The sequence below is a fragment of the Pseudomonas sp. MWU347 genome (assembly GCF_017947305.1).
Lineage (GTDB): Bacteria > Pseudomonadota > Gammaproteobacteria > Pseudomonadales > Pseudomonadaceae > Aquipseudomonas > Aquipseudomonas putida_A.
In genome coordinates this window covers 509,086-525,627 of record NZ_JAFGZB010000004.1, presented here as the reverse complement: position 1 = coordinate 525,627, position 16,542 = coordinate 509,086, and the positions used below count along the sequence as shown (strand labels likewise).

Genomic DNA, 16,542 nt, shown 5'->3' with positions numbered 1-16,542 from the left:
TGTTCCTACTGCAGTACGAAATTAGTGAAAAGCAACTGTTCGATCACCACTTTGCCCAGCTCTTTCTGCGCCACTTCCTGGACGCTGGCTGTGGCCTTCTGGCGCAACATCTCCTGGCCGACCGGAGTCGCCAAGGTGGCGAAATCCTGACCGGAGAAGAGCATCACCAGGTTGTTGCGAATCACCGGCATGTGCACTTTGAGCGCCTCCAGATCGGCCTGGTTACGCGCCAGCATGGTGATGCTCACCTGCATGTAGCGCTGACGGCCGTTCTGGTTGTAGTTGGCGACAAACGCCGGCGCCATCGGCTCGAAGATTGCCGGCTGCTTGCCGACCGGCGCGGCCTCGGCCGCTGCGGCAGGCTTGCTCTGAGCACTGTGCATGAAGTACCAGGTCGCGCCCACGGACACACCGATCGCCAGCAGCAGAGCCACCACGATCAGGATGATCATCTTGAGTTTGCCTTTGGTCGCGGGGTCTTTTACAGCTGCTGCTTCGCTCTTCGCCATGCCAATAATCCGTCACTAATCGGGTTTTCACAGTCGCACGGCAAGGCAAGAGCAAGTGTTATGCCAGAAGTGTCGGGACAGATTGGAAGGCACTGTAAAACCAATGTGGGAGCGGGCTTGCTCGCGAATGCGGTGTGTCAGCCGACATTGATGTCGATTGAACAACCGCATTCGCGAGCAAGCCCGCTCCCACAGGGGGGATACATCGTTGTATCAGGCGTAGTAGTCGACGGCGCTGCTGCCGATCACGCTAGTGGTTTGTGCAGCGGCTTCAGCCACCGCCGCCGGCGTCAGCTCCTCTTCCGCCGAATCCAGTCGACCACCCGCAGCGCTGGTGCGACCGCTCTGGCCCTGCTGCGCCTGTTCCTGCTGACCCTGCCAGCCACGGCTCTGATCGGAGACATTGACGTCGACCTGGCCCATGCCCTGCTGGGTGAACATGTCACGCAAGCGATGCATCTGACCGTCCAGCGCTTCGCGCACGCTCGGATGCGCGCTCATGAAAGTCACCTGGGTCTGCTGGTCCGGAACCATGTTCACCCGAATATCCAGACGCCCGAGTTCCGCCGGCTGCAATTGAATATCCGCCGCCTTCAGGTTGGCGCTGGACAGGTACATGACGCGGTTGACGATTTCTTCGGTCCAGCCGCTCTGGTGCATGGCGATCGGTTGATTCACCGGCACCGCGTTCGCGGTTTTCGGGGTGGCCGCCTGAGTCAGCGCCGCCAGACGGTTGGCGAAGTCATCGACACGGGTGTCGCTGGTCGCAGACTTGAGATCTTTCAGGCCGTCGTCTATCAGGCCGCTGAAGGCCTTTTCGCCATTCTGACTGGTGCTGTCCTTGTCGGCCTGCACGTCGAGCATGCTGGCCATGCCGGCAGCGAAGTTCTGCGCGGCAGTCAATTCACCGTCGGCCTGAGTCTGGGCCGGTGTAGCTTTGGCTTGTGCCTGGCTGCTGGCGGAAATGTGCCCGCCCTGCTCCATCGCCATACGCAGCGCCGGCAACGAGTCGAGCGGATCGGCCGCCGGGTCGAACGCGCTATCGGTTGATGCCGCCGGATCTTTGACCACGGCTGGCGCCAAAGTGGCGGCCACGACCGGCGTTTCGGTTTTGGCCGGTTCCGGTGTTGCAGCGACTGGCGCTGCCACCACCGGCGCGGTCACCAGCGGCTGCACGGTTTGCGCCAGTGCCGGATCCAGCGCCGGATCCACCGGGGTGGTGTCGGCCACTGGCGTCTGCGCGCTGTCGGCAGCAGCATCGGCGGCGGCCTTGTCAGCGGCGGCCTGATCATCGGAGGTGGTCGACGCGGTCTTGTCGGCAGGCAAGGCATTGCCGCTATCGGCAACGGTCTGTTGCGTGGCGGCAGACTTATCCTTGGCGAAATCTTTCTTGTCGCTGTTGTCGGCAACCTTGTCGCGCGCCGGTTTCAACGAACTGTCAGAGTTCGCAAGAGTCTTTTTCGGGCCTTGATCGGCGAACACCTGAGCGAAGCTTGAGGCCTTGTCCCCGGTGTCTGCGGCCATGACCGGCGTTTTCGCGGCGGCGGCTTGCGCCTTGGCCTGGGCGGCAGATTGAAGAAGAACATTGGGGGTCGCAGGCATGACACGGTCTCCGCTGCACTGGGATCGTAGGTACAGTTGACGGGGATTATTGCAAGTGTCGGGCCAGTTTTGTCCGGCGCTTGCGAAAAGCGCCGGACGGCAGGGTTCAATGGGTCAGGGCGTGCTGGCGTTCGTCTTCGTAGACAGGACGGACTTCCGCGAATTCGCAACTGATGTCGGCCACCAGTTTGACGATTTCCGCAGGGCTTTTGCCTTTGGCATCCGCCTCCAGCTCCTGACAGAGCGTCGCCAACCGGACAGCCCCCATGTTGCTGGCGCTGCCCTTGAAACTATGGGCGACCTCGGCCAACACCTTGGCGTCGGCGGTCTTTTGCAATTGATGCAAGCGACTTTCAGAATCGGTCAGGAAGGTATCCAGCAAATCCGGATAGCTGTCTTCCATCACTTCGCGCAACGCATCGAGTACTTCGCGATCCACATGTTGGTCAGTCACTTGTTCACTCCTTGATCAAGAATCGGCGAATTATGCCTCAACCCTCCCAGAAAAACTCCACGCAAGCACTGCGACCTTCGTCCGACCAACTGGCGTTATGCCCTAACTGGCGGATCAGACTGACCCCGCGCCCTGACAGACGGACACCGTCCAGCGGTCGCTCCATTACCCGCGCCACGTCAAAACCCTTGCCGCTGTCCTCGACGCGGATCACCAGACGGCCCCCGGCCCCTTGCGGCTTCACCTGCAGATGCACGCGCACATAACCGTCCTGCAAGGCTTCTAGTCGCTCGTTGCGCATTTCGTAGTAGCGGGCGAATCCAGCCGCATCGCGCTTGAGGCTGGAATCGAGACCCAGCACGCCGTGCTCCAGCGCATTGGAGTACAACTCGGCGAGCACGCTGTAGATCGCCCCACCCTGTGTGCGTAAGCCGTGTACTTCCAGCAACAATTGCAGCAGATACGGCAACGGATTGAAACGCCTGAGCGTCGCCCCGCGAAACTCGAAACTTACCGACCAGTCCAGCGGACAGGATTGACCACTGTCGGAATACACCGGCGCCGACGGCATCACCTGCGCCGCCTCCAGCAAGCTGATCTCGACCATGCTCACATCGTCGCGGGGCTCGCCGCGAAAGGCGTGCAAGGCCTGCTCGATCTCGGCGAACAGGTTGTCCGGCTCACGATTGGCGGCAAACAGTTGCTGCAAACGCTCGACACCGAACAACCGGTCGTCGGCGTCAGTGGTGTCGATCACGCCGTCCGATAGCAGGAACACCCGATCACCCACGGCCATGGTCTGTACTTCGGTGCGATCATCAAACGCTTGCGGACTGAGCACCCCCAGCGGCAAATGGCGCGCCGCCAGCGGCACACGTTCGCCGGTGGCAATCCGATGCAGATAACCGTCAGGCATGCCGCCGTTCCACACCTCTACCGAACGCCGCTGAAAACTCAGACAAAGCATGGTCGCGCAGCAGAACATGTCCACCGGCAGGATGCGCTTGAGCTTGGCGTTCATCTCGCGCAGGGTTTCAGCCAGGCCGTAGCCCTTGGCAGTCATGCCGTAGAACACTTCGGCCAGCGGCATCGCCCCCACCGCCGCCGGCAAACCGTGGCCGGTGAAATCCCCCAGCAGCACATGCATGTCGCCGGCCGGGGTGTAGGCCGCCAGCAGCAGGTCGCCGTTGAACAACGCATAGGGCGATTGCAGATAACGAATATTCGGTGCACTCAGGCAACCGGAATGCGCGACCTTGTCGAAAACGGCTTTGGCCACACGCTGTTCGTTGAGCAGGTAATCGTGATGTCTGGCGATCAGGTCACGCTGTTGCAGCACCGTGGCCTGCAAGCGGCGCAAGCGATCCATCGCCTTGATTTTGGCGGCGAGGATCACCTGGTTGTAAGGCTTCGCCAGAAAGTCGTCGCCACCCGCCTCCAGACAACGGGCCAGCGCTTCGCTCTCGGTCAGTGAGGTCAGGAAAATGATCGGCACCAGGGTTTCCCCCGCCAGCGCCTTGATCTGCCGCGCCGCTTCGAAGCCGTCCATCACCGGCATCATCGCGTCCATCAGCACCAGATGCGGTGGCTGATGCTTGAACACCTCCAGCGCTTCGGCGCCATTGGCGGCGGTCAGCACTTCATGCCCCTGACGGCGGACGATGGTCGACAACAGTAACCGGTCGGCGGCACTGTCTTCGGCGATCAGGATCGTCAGCGGCTCTTGCGCCTGCATGGCCGTCAACTGATGTCGAACAGTTTGTCGAAGTTGGAGATGGCGAGAATCTTGCGCACGTCGGAGTTGCTGTTGATCACGCGTACATCCGAGTCGTCGCCGCCGGCGTGATCGCGCAGCAGAAGCAGCATGCCCAGCGCGGAGCTGTCGAGGTAGGTGGCATCTTTCAGATCAACCACGATGGAGTCGGGTTTTCTGTTAAGCCGCTCATAGGACTCGCGAAATTCCTGATGGCGCCCAAAATCGAACCGCCCCTTGACCGAAATCGTCAGTTTTTGACCATCCGGAGAGACTTCTGTAACGACTGACATTGACTGGCTTCCTTGTCATTGACGAACGTGTACAAGGTTTAGCACCTGGACAGGGTTGGGGCAAGGCTCAGCGCAGAAGCAAATGTGGGAGCGGGCTTGCTCGCGAAGGCAATCGGTCAGTTGACTGAGGTGTTGACTGACACGACGCCTTCGCGAGCAAGCCCGCTCCCACAGGGAGTTTTTGGGCAATTTGAAAAGGGTTGTGTCGCGGCAGGCGCTGCGACAACTGGTCCAGCAGCTTCTGCTCGCGCTTGTCTTCGAGGCGCTGCGCCTCTTCGCGGTAGCGCGGTACCCGTTTGCGCAGGAGAAGCTATGCCCTGCAGCCACTCCGCGACTGCCGCTTGTCGCCACTGTCAGATCTGACAGTAGACCGAGGAAAGAGGCATAGCCCTTAATCAAGCGGCAGCAATTTCGCTGCGCTCAGGTCAAAGGACTGCATCATGGACCCGCATTTTGAACGTTTTGGAAAACCGTCCCTGCATAACACCGCGTCACCAACCATCATCACTCATGATGAATACCTAAGGGGTAAATCCGGCGTAAAGGCGACCTACCCAGGTAAAGCAGGCGACGAACTTACGTTTTACCTTGTGGCCGACGACGTTGAGACCCATAGAATCTGGCAAATAAACCTTAGTGATCGGCCGGATTACGCTAAACCCATCACTGACGTCGCGGAATGGGAGTTTGTGGGCAAACAAATATGTATGTTCTTCGAAGTGATCCGTGACTCCAAACTCCTGGGTCGTTCCAAAGGCTTCAGCTTCACAATATTGGACAAATGACTCAGACCATCCTCTAGCACTACTGCTGCGGCACGTTAATACGGATCGTGCCGCGGCAAGCGCTGCGACAACTCGTCCAGCAGCTTCTGCTCACGCTTGTCTTCGAGGCGTTGCGCCTCTTCGCGGTAGCGCTGCACCAGTTTGCGCAAGCCTTCGACCTTGGCAAACGCCTGCTGCCAGGCGTCCCGCGCCTTGATCAGGTTGTTCTGGTGCCAGACCAGACTCTGGCGCTGCTGGTCGATCGCGGTGTCCAGTTGCGCGAGGAAGCCGTGATAACCCAGCAGCCATTGCCCGGAAACCCCGTCGCTGCCGCGCACGATCCACTGTTCCTGATAATCCAGACGAAAGGCGTCGAGGTCGGCGAGTTTGCTTTCAGCGACTTTGACCTGGCCTTGAAAGTAACCCAGGCGTTGCACGGCGGTTTTCTCGGCCTGTTCGGCCATTTCCACCACCGGTGCCAGACGCGCAGCTCGGCTCACGGCCATGGCCGGTTACCCGCCCGCCGCAGGCGCGAACAGGGTTTCGAGGTAAGCCTGGCTCTCGCCCATGTTGATCTTGTCGTTGAGGCCCTGCCGCTGGTAGCGGGTCAGTTGCGGTTGCAGCGAGATCGCCAGATCGGTCTCGCGGTCGCCACCGGCGACGTAAGCGCCGACGCTGATCAGATCGCGGCTCTGCTGATAGCGCGACCACAGCTGCTTGAAGTACTGCGCGCGCTGCATGTGCTCCGCCGAGACCACGGCCGGCATCACCCGGCTGATCGACGCTTCGATGTCGATGGCCGGGTAGTGCCCTTCCTCGGCCAGACGCCGGGACAACACGATGTGGCCGTCGAGCACGCCCCGCGCCGAGTCGGCAATCGGGTCCTGCTGGTCATCGCCTTCGGACAATACGGTGTAGAACGCAGTGATCGAACCCCCGCCCTTCTCCGCGTTACCGGCGCGCTCCACCAGTTTCGGCAGTTTGGCGAACACCGAAGGCGGATAACCCTTGGTCGCTGGCGGCTCGCCGATGGCCAAAGCGATTTCCCGCTGGGCCTGGGCGAAACGGGTCAGCGAATCCATCAGCAACAGGACGTTCTTGCCTTTGTCGCGGAAATACTCGGCGATGCGCGTGCAGTACATCGCCGCGCGCAGACGCATCAGCGGCGCATCGTCCGCCGGCGAGGCGACCACCACCGAACGCTTGAGGCCTTCTTCACCGAGGATGTGCTCGATGAACTCTTTAACTTCTCGACCCCGCTCACCGATCAGACCGACGACGATAATGTCGGCCTCGGTGAAACGGGTCATCATGCCCAGCAGCACCGATTTACCGACACCGGTACCGGCGAACAGGCCCAGACGCTGACCACGCCCGACCGTCAGCAAACCGTTGATGCAACGGATGCCGACATCCAGCGGTTCGTGAATCGGGTCGCGGTTGAGCGGGTTGATCGTCGGGCCGTCCATCGGCACCCAGTCTTCAGCCTTCATCCCGCCCTTGCCGTCCAGCGCACGTCCGGCGCCGTCGAGTACGCGACCGAGCATGCTCATGCCCATCGGCAGGCGCCCGGTTTCGGCCAGCGGCACCACACGGGCGCCCGGGGCGATACCGGCGACGCTGCCGACCGGCATCAGAAAGACTTTGCTGCCGGAAAAACCCATGACTTCCGCTTCCACCTGTGACGGGTGATAGCTGTCGTCATTGATCACCAGGCAGCGCGTGCCCATGGCGGCACGCAAGCCTTCGGCTTCGAGGGTGAGGCCGACCATACGCAGCAGGCGGCCTTCGAGAATCGGCGCGCCGGCGATTTCAGTGGCGTCGGCATAGGTGCTGAGGCGCTTGGCGAAACTGGTGCGTTCAAGGCGCATCGGGGGTGTCCGCGAGCGGCTCTTCAGGCGCAGCCGTCAGTTGGCTTTCTTCAGGAATGTCCAGACTCAGGTCCGGCGCGGCCGGGTGCAGAGCCTGTTCGTGCAACTGGTCGAACAGTTTAGCCATGACCTGAGTCACGCGGGTCTCGATGCTGGCGTCGATGCGGCTGTGCTCGGTTTCAACCCGGCAACCGCCCGGCAGCAGCGAGTCGTCTTCGACGATGCGCCAGGATTCCTCATGACGCTCGCGCAAGGCCTTGGCCTGCTCGAAGTCCTGCGGATTGACGTACAGACGCACGTTGTCCACGCCCAACGGCAGCAGCTTGAGCGCGTCGCGCATGACGTGTTCGATCTGGCTGGAATCGATGGCCAGCTCGCGCTTGATCACCTGTCTGGTGATGTGTTGCACGAGGTCGACCAGCGACTTTTCGATCTGGGTGTCTTGCTCGGCAATCGGCTCGAACAGATGGGTCATCAGTTGCTCGAGGCTGGCCAGTTTCGCCGCCAGCGCCACTTCGGCTTCCTGACGCACCTTGAGCGTGGCGCTGTGAAAACCCTCTTTCTCGCCGATGCCAAAGCCCTCGTTGTAAGCCTCCTGACGGATGCTTTCGAGTTCTTCCAGGGTCAGTGGCTGGACTTCTTCCAGCGGCACTTCTTCCATTTCCGGCGGTTCGGGCTCCGGTTCCGGCTCGGGTTCCGGTTTTGGCGGATCGAAGCTGGGCAGCGCCCAGGATTCGAAACCACGAACATCGCGGGCGCGGATCAGATCCGTCACTGACTCGTCATGCTTGTCCATGGGCTTAGATCATTTCCTCGCCGCCCTTGCCACCGAGCACGATTTCGCCGGCTTCGGCCATGCGACGGGCAATGGTGAGGATTTCTTTCTGCGCGGTTTCCACGTCGCTGACGCGCACCGGGCCTTTGGCTTCGAGGTCGTCGCGCAACAGTTCGGCCGCACGCTTGGACATGTTCTTGAAGATCTTTTCTTTGACGCCTTCGTCAGAGCCCTTGAGGGCCAGCACCAGCACGTCGGAGGACACTTCGCGCAACAGCGCCTGGATGCCGCGGTCGTCGACGTCGGCGAGGTTGTTGAACACGAACATGAGGTCTTCGATCTGACCGGACAGGTCTTCGTCGACTTCGCGGATCGAGTCCATGAGCTGGCCTTCGATCGAGCTGTCGAGGAAGTTCATGATGTCCGCCGCACGCTTGATGCCACCCAGGGTGGTGCGCGAGGCATTCGAGTTGCCGGAGAACTGCTTCTCGAGAATCTGGTTCAGCTCTTTCAGCGCCGCCGGTTGCACGGTATTCAACGACGAGACGCGCAGGATGATGTCCAGACGCACCTTGTGGTCGAAGTTGCCGAGCACTTCACCGGCCTGATCCGGGTCGAGGTAGGCAACCACGATTGCCTGGATCTGCGGGTGTTCATAACGGATCACGTCGGCAACGGCGCGCGGCTCCATCCATTTCAGGCTGTCGAGGCCGCTGGTGTTGCCACCGAGCAGGATGCGGTCGATCAGGCCGTTGGCCTTGTCTTCACCCAACGCCTGGGTGAGCATTTTGCGCACGTAGTCGTCGGAGCCGACGCCGAGGCTGGTCTGGTCGCCGACGATGTCGACGAACTCGCTCATGACCTGCTCGACCTGCTCGCGATGGACGTTGCCCATCTGCGCCATGGCCACACCGACCCGCTGAACCTCTTTCGGGCCCATGTGGCGCAGCACTTGCGCGGCATCGGTCGAACCCAGGGACAGCAGCAGAATCGCGGCTTTGTCGACCTTGTTCAGTTTGACGGTTGCGGCTCGGTTATCACTCATCTGCGTTAATCCACTCTTTCACGACCTGAGCCACGCGACCCGGATCCTCGGCCACCAAGCTCTTGATTGCATTCAGTTGTGCGTCGTAACCCTCACTCGGGCTCGGCAACAGAATGCTCTGCGGACCACCGAGGCTCACGCGGTCGTTGGCCAGGTCGCCGTCCAGGCCGCCCATGCCACCGAGTTCCACGTCGCTGCCCAGACCGGCCAGCTCCTTGCCTTTGCCGCCGCCGGTGATGTTGTTCAACACCGGACGCAGCACACCAAACACCAGCACCAGGATGAACAACACACCCAGCACTTGTTTGACGATGTCCCAGAACCATGGCTGGGAGTAGAACGGAATATCGGCGACCACTTCACCGCGTTCGGCGGAGAACGGCATGTTGATCACGCTGACGCTGTCGCCACGGCTGGCATCGAAGCCGACCGCGTCCTGCACCAGACGGGTGAAGCGCGCCAGTTCATCGGCGCTCCACGGCGCGCGGGTGGTTTCGCCGTTGGCCGCATTGACCTTGACCTGATCGTCGACCACCACCGACACCGACAGACGATTCAGGCGACCCTGCTGCTGTTTGGTGTGGCTGATGGAACGGTCGAGCTCGAAGTTCTTGGTGGATTGTTGACGCTTGTCCGCCGGGTACGGCGCGAGCATTGGCTGGCCGGTGGCCGGGTCCATGATCTGCTGACCGTTGGCATCGACCAGTGGCTGACCTGGCTGAATCATGCCGGTAGAGCCTTGCGCACCACCGGTGGTTTGCGGGGCCGACGCCGGCGCCGGCGGCTGGTTGCTCAGGGCACCCGGCACACCTTGCGGGCCATTGCTGGCGGTGCGTTGTTCGTTGACCGACTGCTCGCTGCGCAACGCCGGCTGGTCCGGGTTGAACTGCTCGGCGGTGGATTCGACGGCACTGAAATCGATGTCGGCCGACACTTCAGCCTTGTAGCGATCGTTGCCCAGTACCGGCTGCAGAATGTTGTGTACGCGCTGGGTAAGCATGCTTTCCATGCGGCGGCTGTAATCGAACTGCTTGCCGGCCATGGTCATTTCGGAGTTTTCCGCCTGATCGGAGAGCAGGTTGCCCTTCTGATCGACGACGGTGATCTGCGATTTGCTCAGCTCAGGCACGGAGGTCGCCACCAGGTTGATGATCGCCACCACCTGACCCGGCTCCAGCGAACGCCCGGAGTACAGCTCGACCAGTACCGAAGCGCTTGGCTTGCGTTCATCACGCACGAACACCGAGCTCTTCGGAATCGCCAGATGCACACGGGCGCCCTTGACGTTGTTCAGGCTGGAGATGGTGCGCGCCAGTTCGCCCTCGAGGCCGCGACGGTAACGCGTCGCTTCCATGAACTGGCTGGTGCCCAGACCTTGTTCCTTGTCGAGGATTTCGAAACCGATGTTGCCGTCGCTGGGAGTGACACCAGCGGCCGCGAGTTTCATCCGCGCACGGGACAGGTCGTCAGCCTTGACCAGCAAGGCGCCGGAGTTCGGCTCGACGGTGTAAGGGATGTCGGCGGAGGCCAGGGTGTCCATGACCTGCTTGGCGTCCATGCCGGCAAGGCTGCCGTACAACGGACGGTAATCCGGCTGCTGCGACCACAGCACCACGGCAAAGCCAATCGCCACGCTCGCAGCCAGGCCGACCAACAGGCCCACCTGACGCAGCATGGTCATCTCGGAGAGGTTTTCCAGGAAGGACAGGCCGAACAGCGGCGGTTTGCCGTCTATCGGGGTGGCCTTGGCCGGAACGTTATCGGCGACTGCTTCTGCCATGACTCAATCTCGTCCTTAAACCGGCATCTGCATGATGTCTTGATAAGCCTGAACCAGCTTGTTGCGCACCTGGGTCAGAGCCTGGAACGACACGCTGGCTTTCTGCGAGGCGATCATCACGTCCGTCAGATCGACGCCGCTCTTGCCGATTTCAAATGCGTTGGCCAACTGAGTCGACGCCTGCTGGGTATCGCTGACTTTGTTGATGGCCTGACCGAGCATGTCGGAAAAGCTGCTGCCTGCCAGTTCAGGGACGGCGGCAGTCGATTTCGGCGTGGCCATGGCGTCCATTTTCATGGCCTTCATGTCCATCATCAACCGATTGAATTCAATACCTTGGCTCATGGTCTACTCTCTTGGGCGGCCCGCAATTTTTTGACACTCACTCGGCGGGTACACAGGTGTTAGCAACAAGGGTGCCAGCTCGGCGGACTTATTCTATAAAAGCCCATCAAGGCACCGTGAAATCACTGTGGGAGCGAGCTTGCTCGCGAAGAGGGAGAATCAGTCGACATTTTCGCAACTGCCCCACCGCTTTCGCGAGCAAGCTCGCTCCCACAATTGACAGCGACAACGTTCAGGTGGCGAACAGATAACCTTCGACGTCCATCCCGGCATCACGCATCTGCGCCAGTTTGTAGCGCAGGGTACGCGGGCTGATACCGAGCTTTTCCGCAGCCTCCTTGCGGCGGCCACGCTCGGTGCGCAGGGTGTCGATGATCATCTGAAACTCCCGGCGCCGCAGGTCATCGCCCAGCGCCCCGGCGGATTCAGCCTCGACTTCGATCTCGCGCACCAACGGCTGCACCGGCGCCGCGGTGTAGGTCACTGCGCCGGTCAGGCAGAAATCCTGCGGCTGGATCAAACCGCCCTGCTGCAGAATCAGCGCGCGTTGAATCGCGTTATCCAGCTCACGCACGTTGCCCGGCCACGGGTAGTGGGTCAGGCAAGCCTGGGCTTCTGGCGAAAGTTTCGCCGCCGCATGCTTCATTTTATTGACGTGCTTGCTCAGTAACCGCTCGGCCAGCGGCAAGATATCGGCAGTGCGCTCGCGAAGTGGACGCCAGGCCAGGGGAAAAACCGACAAGCGGTAGAACAAGTCTTCACGAAAACGCCCCGCCGCCACTTCGCCCGCCAGATCCCGGTTGGTGGTGGCGACCACGCGAATATCCAGGGTGATCGGCTTGCGCGCGCCGACGCGCTCGACTTCACGCTCTTGCAGCACCCGCAGCAACTTGGCTTGCAGGCCCAAGGGCATCTCGGAAATCTCGTCGAGCAGAATGGTGCCGCCATCGGCCTGTTCGAACTTGCCGGCCTGGGCCGCGATGGCGCCGGTGAACGAGCCCTTCTCGTGACCGAACAGCGTGGCCTCGAGCATGTTGTCGGGAATCGCCGCGCAGTTGATCGCGATGAACGGCTGGCTCGCACGGTGAGATTGCTGGTGGATGTAACGCGCCAACACTTCCTTGCCGGTGCCGGACTCGCCGGAGATCAGCACCGTGGAGTCACTGCGTGCCACCCGCGCCGCCAGTTCGAGCAACTGCGCACTGGCCGGCTCGACCGCCACCGGACCTTCGCAATCTGTGGTGCTGATGCTGCCCAAGGCATGGCGCGACACCAGGTTCAGCAGAGCCTTGGGCTCGAACGGCTTGACCAGGTAATCCGCCGCACCCTGGCGCATCGCATCCACTGCGCGCTCGACCGCGCCATGCGCAGTCATCAGCAACACCGGCAATTGCGGCTGCCGGGCACGCAGCAAACCGAGCAGTTGATGGCCATCCATGCCGGGCATGTTGACGTCGCTGACCACCAGACTGAAGGCTTCGCGCTCGACCGCCTGCAACGCCTCTTCGGCGCTGCCGACCGCGTGGTAGTCGTGGCCTGCCAGCAACAGCGTGTCGGCCAGCGCTTCGCGCAACGAGCGGTCATCCTCGACCAGCAAAACCTTGATGCCCATGACGTTTACTCAGCTCCCTGTACAGCGGAAAACAACGGCAGGATCACCTGCGCGCACGTGCCGCGCCCGACTCGCGAGCGCAGCTGCAATTCTCCCTGATGTGCCCGCGCCACTGCCTTGACCACGGTCAGGCCCAGCCCGGTGCCGGTGACTTTGGTGGTGAAAAACGGTTCGCCGAGACGCTCGAGCACCAGCGGATCAATGCCGCTGCCGCTGTCGCTGACACACAGGCGCAGGCTGTTGTCGCGGGTGTAGCAGTGCACTTTAAGGCGCACGTTGCCATCGCTGGCCTGAATCGCGTTTTCGATCAGATTGAGAATCGCCCCGACCAGCGTGTCGCGGTTGCACAGCAATTCGCCGACATGACTGTCGCACTGCCAGCGAATGGGCAGATCCTGCACATGGGTCAGCGCCGCCGCCTGCAGCGATTGCATCAAGGCATTGGGGGTGATGCGATCAGTCAGCGGCAGCTCGCCACGGGCGAACACCAACATGTCGCGCACCTGATGCTCCAGCTCATGCAGGCGCTCTTTGAGGCGGCCAGCGAAACGCTGCTGGGTGGCGACCGGTAATTCCTGCTCAGTCAAATGACTGGCGTAGAGCAAAGCGGCGGATAACGGTGTGCGGATCTGATGGGCCAGCGAGGCGACCATCCGTCCCAGCGACGACAGACGCTCGTGGCGCGCCAGTTGATCTTGAAGGTGGCGGGTTTCTGTCAGGTCGTTGAGCAGCACCAACTGCCCCGGCTCGGCATCCAGCGAGCGGGTGGCAATCGACAGGCGTCGACCGTTTTTCAGAGAAATTTCATGACCGTCGTCTTCACGCGGGGCGAAGCAACGGGCGATGACGTGGCGCCACAACTCGCCTTCCAGCGGCAGCCCCAACAAATCGATCGCCGCCGGGTTGGCTTCGCGCACCATGCCATGGCCGTCGATCACGATGACGCCACCGGGCAACAGATCGAGGAGGTTTTGCAGACGGTTGGCCAAGCGTTCTTTTTCGGCCAGCTCCTGCATGCGCTGGGCACTGACCACCGCCAGCTCGCCCTTGAGCTCGGTAACCCGGGCTTCAAGCATGCTGTAGGAATCGGTCAGTTGACTGGACATCTGATTGAACAACGCGAACGCGTGCTCAAGCCCCTGACGGCTCGCCTGCTCTACGGACGACGGTTGCCCCTCGGCATGGGAGGCAGATGACATCTGGGCGTGGGGCATTGTGTTCTCTCGCTTGGCTGACCGTCAGTTAAACGGAACGTTGCGAGGGATGTAGCAATACCCGTGCCTAAAAAAAACTGCTTATAAATGAAGGCGTTGAAAAACAGGCGTCAATCATCCGCCTGTTCGTCTCCTTCGCGCCGGCTCATGCCGTACTTGCGCATCTTCTCCACCAGCGTGGTGCGACGAATGCGCAGGCGTTCGGCGGCACGCGCCACGATGCCATTGGCGTCGTCCAGCGCCTGCTGGATCAGGCCCTGTTCCAGACCACCGAGGTAGTCCTTGAGGTCCAGGCCTTCCGGCGGCAGCATCGCGTTGGCGGTGAAGTCCGGCGTATGACCGTTGATCGCCACGCGCTCTTCGAGATCGCTGCGCAGGCTGTCGACCATCTGCTCGTCTTCGTCGTCGACGTAGCGGAATTTCTTCGGCAACTCAACCACGCCGATCACCCCGTACGGATGCATGATCGCCATGCGCTCCACCAGGTTGGCCAGCTCGCGGACGTTGCCCGGCCAGCCGTGACGGCACAGCGACATGATCGCCGCCGAGTTGAAACGGATCGAACCGCGCTTTTCGTGTTCCATGCGCGAGATCAGTTCGTTCATCAACAGCGGGATGTCTTCGACGCGCTCACGCAGCGGCGCCATCTCGATCGGGAACACGTTCAGGCGATAGTAGAGGTCTTCGCGGAAGGTGCCGATCTCGATCATGCTTTCGAGATTCTTGTGGGTCGCGGCAATGATGCGCACGTCGACGCTCTGGGTCTTGTTGCTGCCCACGCGCTCGAAGGTGCGCTCCTGCAGCACGCGCAGCAGCTTGACCTGCATCGGCAGCGGCATATCGCCGATTTCGTCGAGGAACAGCGTACCGCCGTTGGCCAGTTCGAAACGCCCGGCACGGCTGGTGATCGCACCGGTGAAGGCGCCCTTCTCGTGGCCAAACAGTTCGCTTTCCAGCAGCTCTGCCGGGATCGCCCCGCAGTTGACTGGCACAAATGGCGCGTCGCGACGCTTGGAGTGGTAATGCAGGTTGCGCGCAACCACTTCCTTGCCGGTGCCGGACTCGCCGAGGATCAGCACGCTGGCGTCAGTATCGGCCACTTGCTGCATCATCTGCCGGACATGCTGAATCGCCCGGCTGGTGCCGACGAGGCTGCGGAACAGGTTGGGCTCGCGATGACGGCCACGCTCGCGGGCCTGGTCGTACATCTCGCGATAGACCTGGGCACGGTGCAGGGAGTCGAGCAGTTTGCTGTAGCTGGGCGGCATTTCCAGGGTCGAAAGCACCCGGCGGCGCTGGTCTTCCGGCAGGTCGACGGAAGAATTATCGCCCATCAGCAAAACCGGAAGGAACTCATCCCACGTCGAGAGTGTCTTTAACAAGCCCAAAAGTGCACCCGGAGCATTTACCGTCCCGATCAGTACACAGATGACTTCACGACTCGATGACAAAGAGCCGACAGCCTGCTGCCAGTCATGGCTGCCGCAGGGTAAATTTTCTTCGCCGAGAAAATTTAAAATCACCGCCAGGTCGCGGCGGCGGACGCTATCGTCATCGATCAGCAGAATTTTGGTTTCACGCCACATGCAATAGCAACTTCCCTAGTCAACTCAATGCCCGAAAAATGGGGCAAGCGAGACGCTTGCAGGACACCTTGTGCCTGTAGACGCCTGAAATCTGAAAACAGCCACTAGTTAAGTCAAAAAACCGTGCACAGTCAAATTTATGGCGCACATGTCTGGATTAACTGGGGGTTAATTAACCAAACAGATGGTAAACCTTTGCCGCCTTTTGCGCTTGGGTGATCTGCGACATCTCGTTAGCTATCGCCTGGCGCTCACCCATGGCCGCCTCAAGTAGCTCCTTGTAGACATGGAGCAATTCCTCAAGGTTACTGCGCAAGGCCTCCTCATCCAGCGAGGCCTCGGCCATGACGTCTTCCATGCAGGAACGGCAAGCCAGATCCAGCTCGCCAATGGCTTCCCAGTTGCGTTCGGCCAGCGCACTGACCAGCGCTTCACGGGTGTCGGCGATTCGCTGCAATACAAGACTCATGGTGCTCTCCTTTAAAACTGCGGAGCAGGCTCGGGGGCGATGGCATCCCAGCCTTCTTTGACCGTGCTCAGCAAGCCGGCGACCTCATCGAGAATGCGCGGATCGCTGTTGATGTTGGCCTCGGCGAGACGCTTCATCATGTAGATGTACAGCCCGTCCAGATCGGCCAGTTCATCGGCACACTTTTCCAGATCCAGACCTTCGCGCAGCCCGCTGACAATGCCAATGGCCTTGCTGATCGAGGTGCACTTGCCAGGAATATCCTTGCGCTCGATGGCACCCTTGGCCTGAGCGATGCGGGCCAACCCGCCTTCCATCAGCATTTGCACCAGACGGTGCGGGCTCGCCTCGGATGTCTGGGCGTGCGCGCCGACTTTCTGATATTGCCGAAGGGCTAACATTGGGTTCATGTTCTACCTCATTGCCACAATGACTCGTATAACCAGTGTATCGCCAACGAATCGCAGAAC

The 16,542-nt window shown here is 61.0% G+C and carries 17 protein-coding genes and 1 pseudogene; 1 reads left to right on the top strand and 17 read right to left on the bottom strand.

What is annotated here, in order from left to right; genetic code table 11:
* Positions 1-5: 5 nt before the first annotated feature.
* From fliL to KCG87_RS27445, 6 genes and pseudogenes are all read right to left on the bottom strand, one after another.
* The gene (gene fliL / locus KCG87_RS11670; RefSeq protein WP_047599975.1) at positions 6-509 is read right to left on the bottom strand and encodes a flagellar basal body-associated protein FliL; all 504 of its coding nucleotides are present in this window, start codon (positions 507-509) and stop codon (positions 6-8) included.
* Between the two features lie 213 nt (positions 510-722).
* The gene (locus KCG87_RS11665; RefSeq protein WP_210557792.1) at positions 723-2,111 is read right to left on the bottom strand and encodes a flagellar hook-length control protein FliK; all 1,389 of its coding nucleotides are present in this window, start codon (positions 2,109-2,111) and stop codon (positions 723-725) included.
* 106 nt (positions 2,112-2,217) lie between these two features.
* On the bottom strand, positions 2,218-2,565 hold the full coding sequence (locus tag KCG87_RS11660; RefSeq protein WP_135295222.1) for an Hpt domain-containing protein: 348 nt from the start codon (positions 2,563-2,565) through the stop codon (positions 2,218-2,220).
* A gap of 37 nt (positions 2,566-2,602) precedes the next feature.
* Entirely contained in the window at positions 2,603-4,300 is a 1,698-nt protein-coding gene (locus tag KCG87_RS11655) for a fused response regulator/phosphatase (RefSeq protein WP_210557794.1), read from the bottom strand.
* Positions 4,301-4,305: 5 nt separating this feature from the next.
* Positions 4,306-4,611 carry an STAS domain-containing protein gene (locus KCG87_RS11650; RefSeq protein WP_134785749.1) on the bottom strand — a complete coding sequence of 102 codons (306 nt, stop codon included), beginning with the start codon at positions 4,609-4,611 and terminating at the stop codon, positions 4,306-4,308.
* A 193-nt stretch (positions 4,612-4,804) separates the two neighbouring features.
* A pseudogene (locus tag KCG87_RS27445) lies at positions 4,805-4,915 on the bottom strand (flagella biosynthesis chaperone FliJ); the annotation flags it as partial.
* A gap of 136 nt (positions 4,916-5,051) precedes the next feature.
* On the opposite strand from KCG87_RS27445, the gene KCG87_RS11645 reads away from it, so the two are divergent.
* Positions 5,052-5,396: a hypothetical protein gene (locus KCG87_RS11645; RefSeq protein ID WP_134785748.1), complete on the top strand. Its 345-nt coding sequence runs from the start codon at positions 5,052-5,054 to the stop codon at positions 5,394-5,396.
* Between the two features lie 35 nt (positions 5,397-5,431).
* Here the strand turns inward: KCG87_RS11645 and fliJ are convergent, their stop codons facing one another.
* From fliJ to fliS, 11 genes are all read right to left on the bottom strand, one after another.
* Positions 5,432-5,881, bottom strand: coding sequence for a flagellar export protein FliJ (gene fliJ, locus KCG87_RS11640; RefSeq protein WP_095139370.1), 450 nt, complete (start codon positions 5,879-5,881; stop codon positions 5,432-5,434).
* 6 nt (positions 5,882-5,887) lie between these two features.
* Complete coding sequence (gene fliI, locus KCG87_RS11635; RefSeq protein ID WP_007966241.1) at positions 5,888-7,246, bottom strand: flagellar protein export ATPase FliI; 1,359 nt, start codon at positions 7,244-7,246, stop codon at positions 5,888-5,890.
* The gene (gene fliH / locus KCG87_RS11630) at positions 7,236-8,042 is read right to left on the bottom strand and encodes a flagellar assembly protein FliH (protein WP_134785747.1); all 807 of its coding nucleotides are present in this window, start codon (positions 8,040-8,042) and stop codon (positions 7,236-7,238) included. Before fliH ends, fliI begins: the two co-directional genes overlap by 11 nt.
* 4 nt (positions 8,043-8,046) lie before the next feature.
* Positions 8,047-9,066, bottom strand: coding sequence for a flagellar motor switch protein FliG (fliG, locus tag KCG87_RS11625; protein ID WP_007920042.1), 1,020 nt, complete (start codon positions 9,064-9,066; stop codon positions 8,047-8,049).
* On the bottom strand, positions 9,059-10,846 hold the full coding sequence (gene fliF, locus KCG87_RS11620; protein WP_027614236.1) for a flagellar basal-body MS-ring/collar protein FliF: 1,788 nt from the start codon (positions 10,844-10,846) through the stop codon (positions 9,059-9,061). Before fliF ends, fliG begins: the two co-directional genes overlap by 8 nt.
* 15 nt (positions 10,847-10,861) lie before the next feature.
* Positions 10,862-11,191 carry a flagellar hook-basal body complex protein FliE gene (gene fliE / locus KCG87_RS11615; protein ID WP_003222869.1) on the bottom strand — a complete coding sequence of 110 codons (330 nt, stop codon included), beginning with the start codon at positions 11,189-11,191 and terminating at the stop codon, positions 10,862-10,864.
* Positions 11,192-11,423: 232 nt separating this feature from the next.
* The gene (locus tag KCG87_RS11610; protein ID WP_210557795.1) at positions 11,424-12,803 is read right to left on the bottom strand and encodes a sigma-54 dependent transcriptional regulator; all 1,380 of its coding nucleotides are present in this window, start codon (positions 12,801-12,803) and stop codon (positions 11,424-11,426) included.
* A gap of 5 nt (positions 12,804-12,808) precedes the next feature.
* Positions 12,809-14,002 (bottom strand): ATP-binding protein, encoded by a 1,194-nt coding sequence (locus KCG87_RS11605; protein ID WP_210558125.1) that lies wholly within the window; start codon positions 14,000-14,002, stop codon positions 12,809-12,811.
* A gap of 125 nt (positions 14,003-14,127) precedes the next feature.
* On the bottom strand, positions 14,128-15,603 hold the full coding sequence (locus KCG87_RS11600; RefSeq protein ID WP_003222863.1) for a sigma-54 dependent transcriptional regulator: 1,476 nt from the start codon (positions 15,601-15,603) through the stop codon (positions 14,128-14,130).
* A gap of 172 nt (positions 15,604-15,775) precedes the next feature.
* Positions 15,776-16,072, bottom strand: a complete 297-nt coding sequence (locus tag KCG87_RS11595) for a hypothetical protein (protein WP_007966233.1) — start codon at positions 16,070-16,072, stop codon at positions 15,776-15,778.
* 11 nt (positions 16,073-16,083) lie between these two features.
* The gene (gene fliS / locus KCG87_RS11590) at positions 16,084-16,482 is read right to left on the bottom strand and encodes a flagellar export chaperone FliS (RefSeq protein WP_027614233.1); all 399 of its coding nucleotides are present in this window, start codon (positions 16,480-16,482) and stop codon (positions 16,084-16,086) included.
* Between the last annotated feature and the right edge of the window lie 60 nt (positions 16,483-16,542).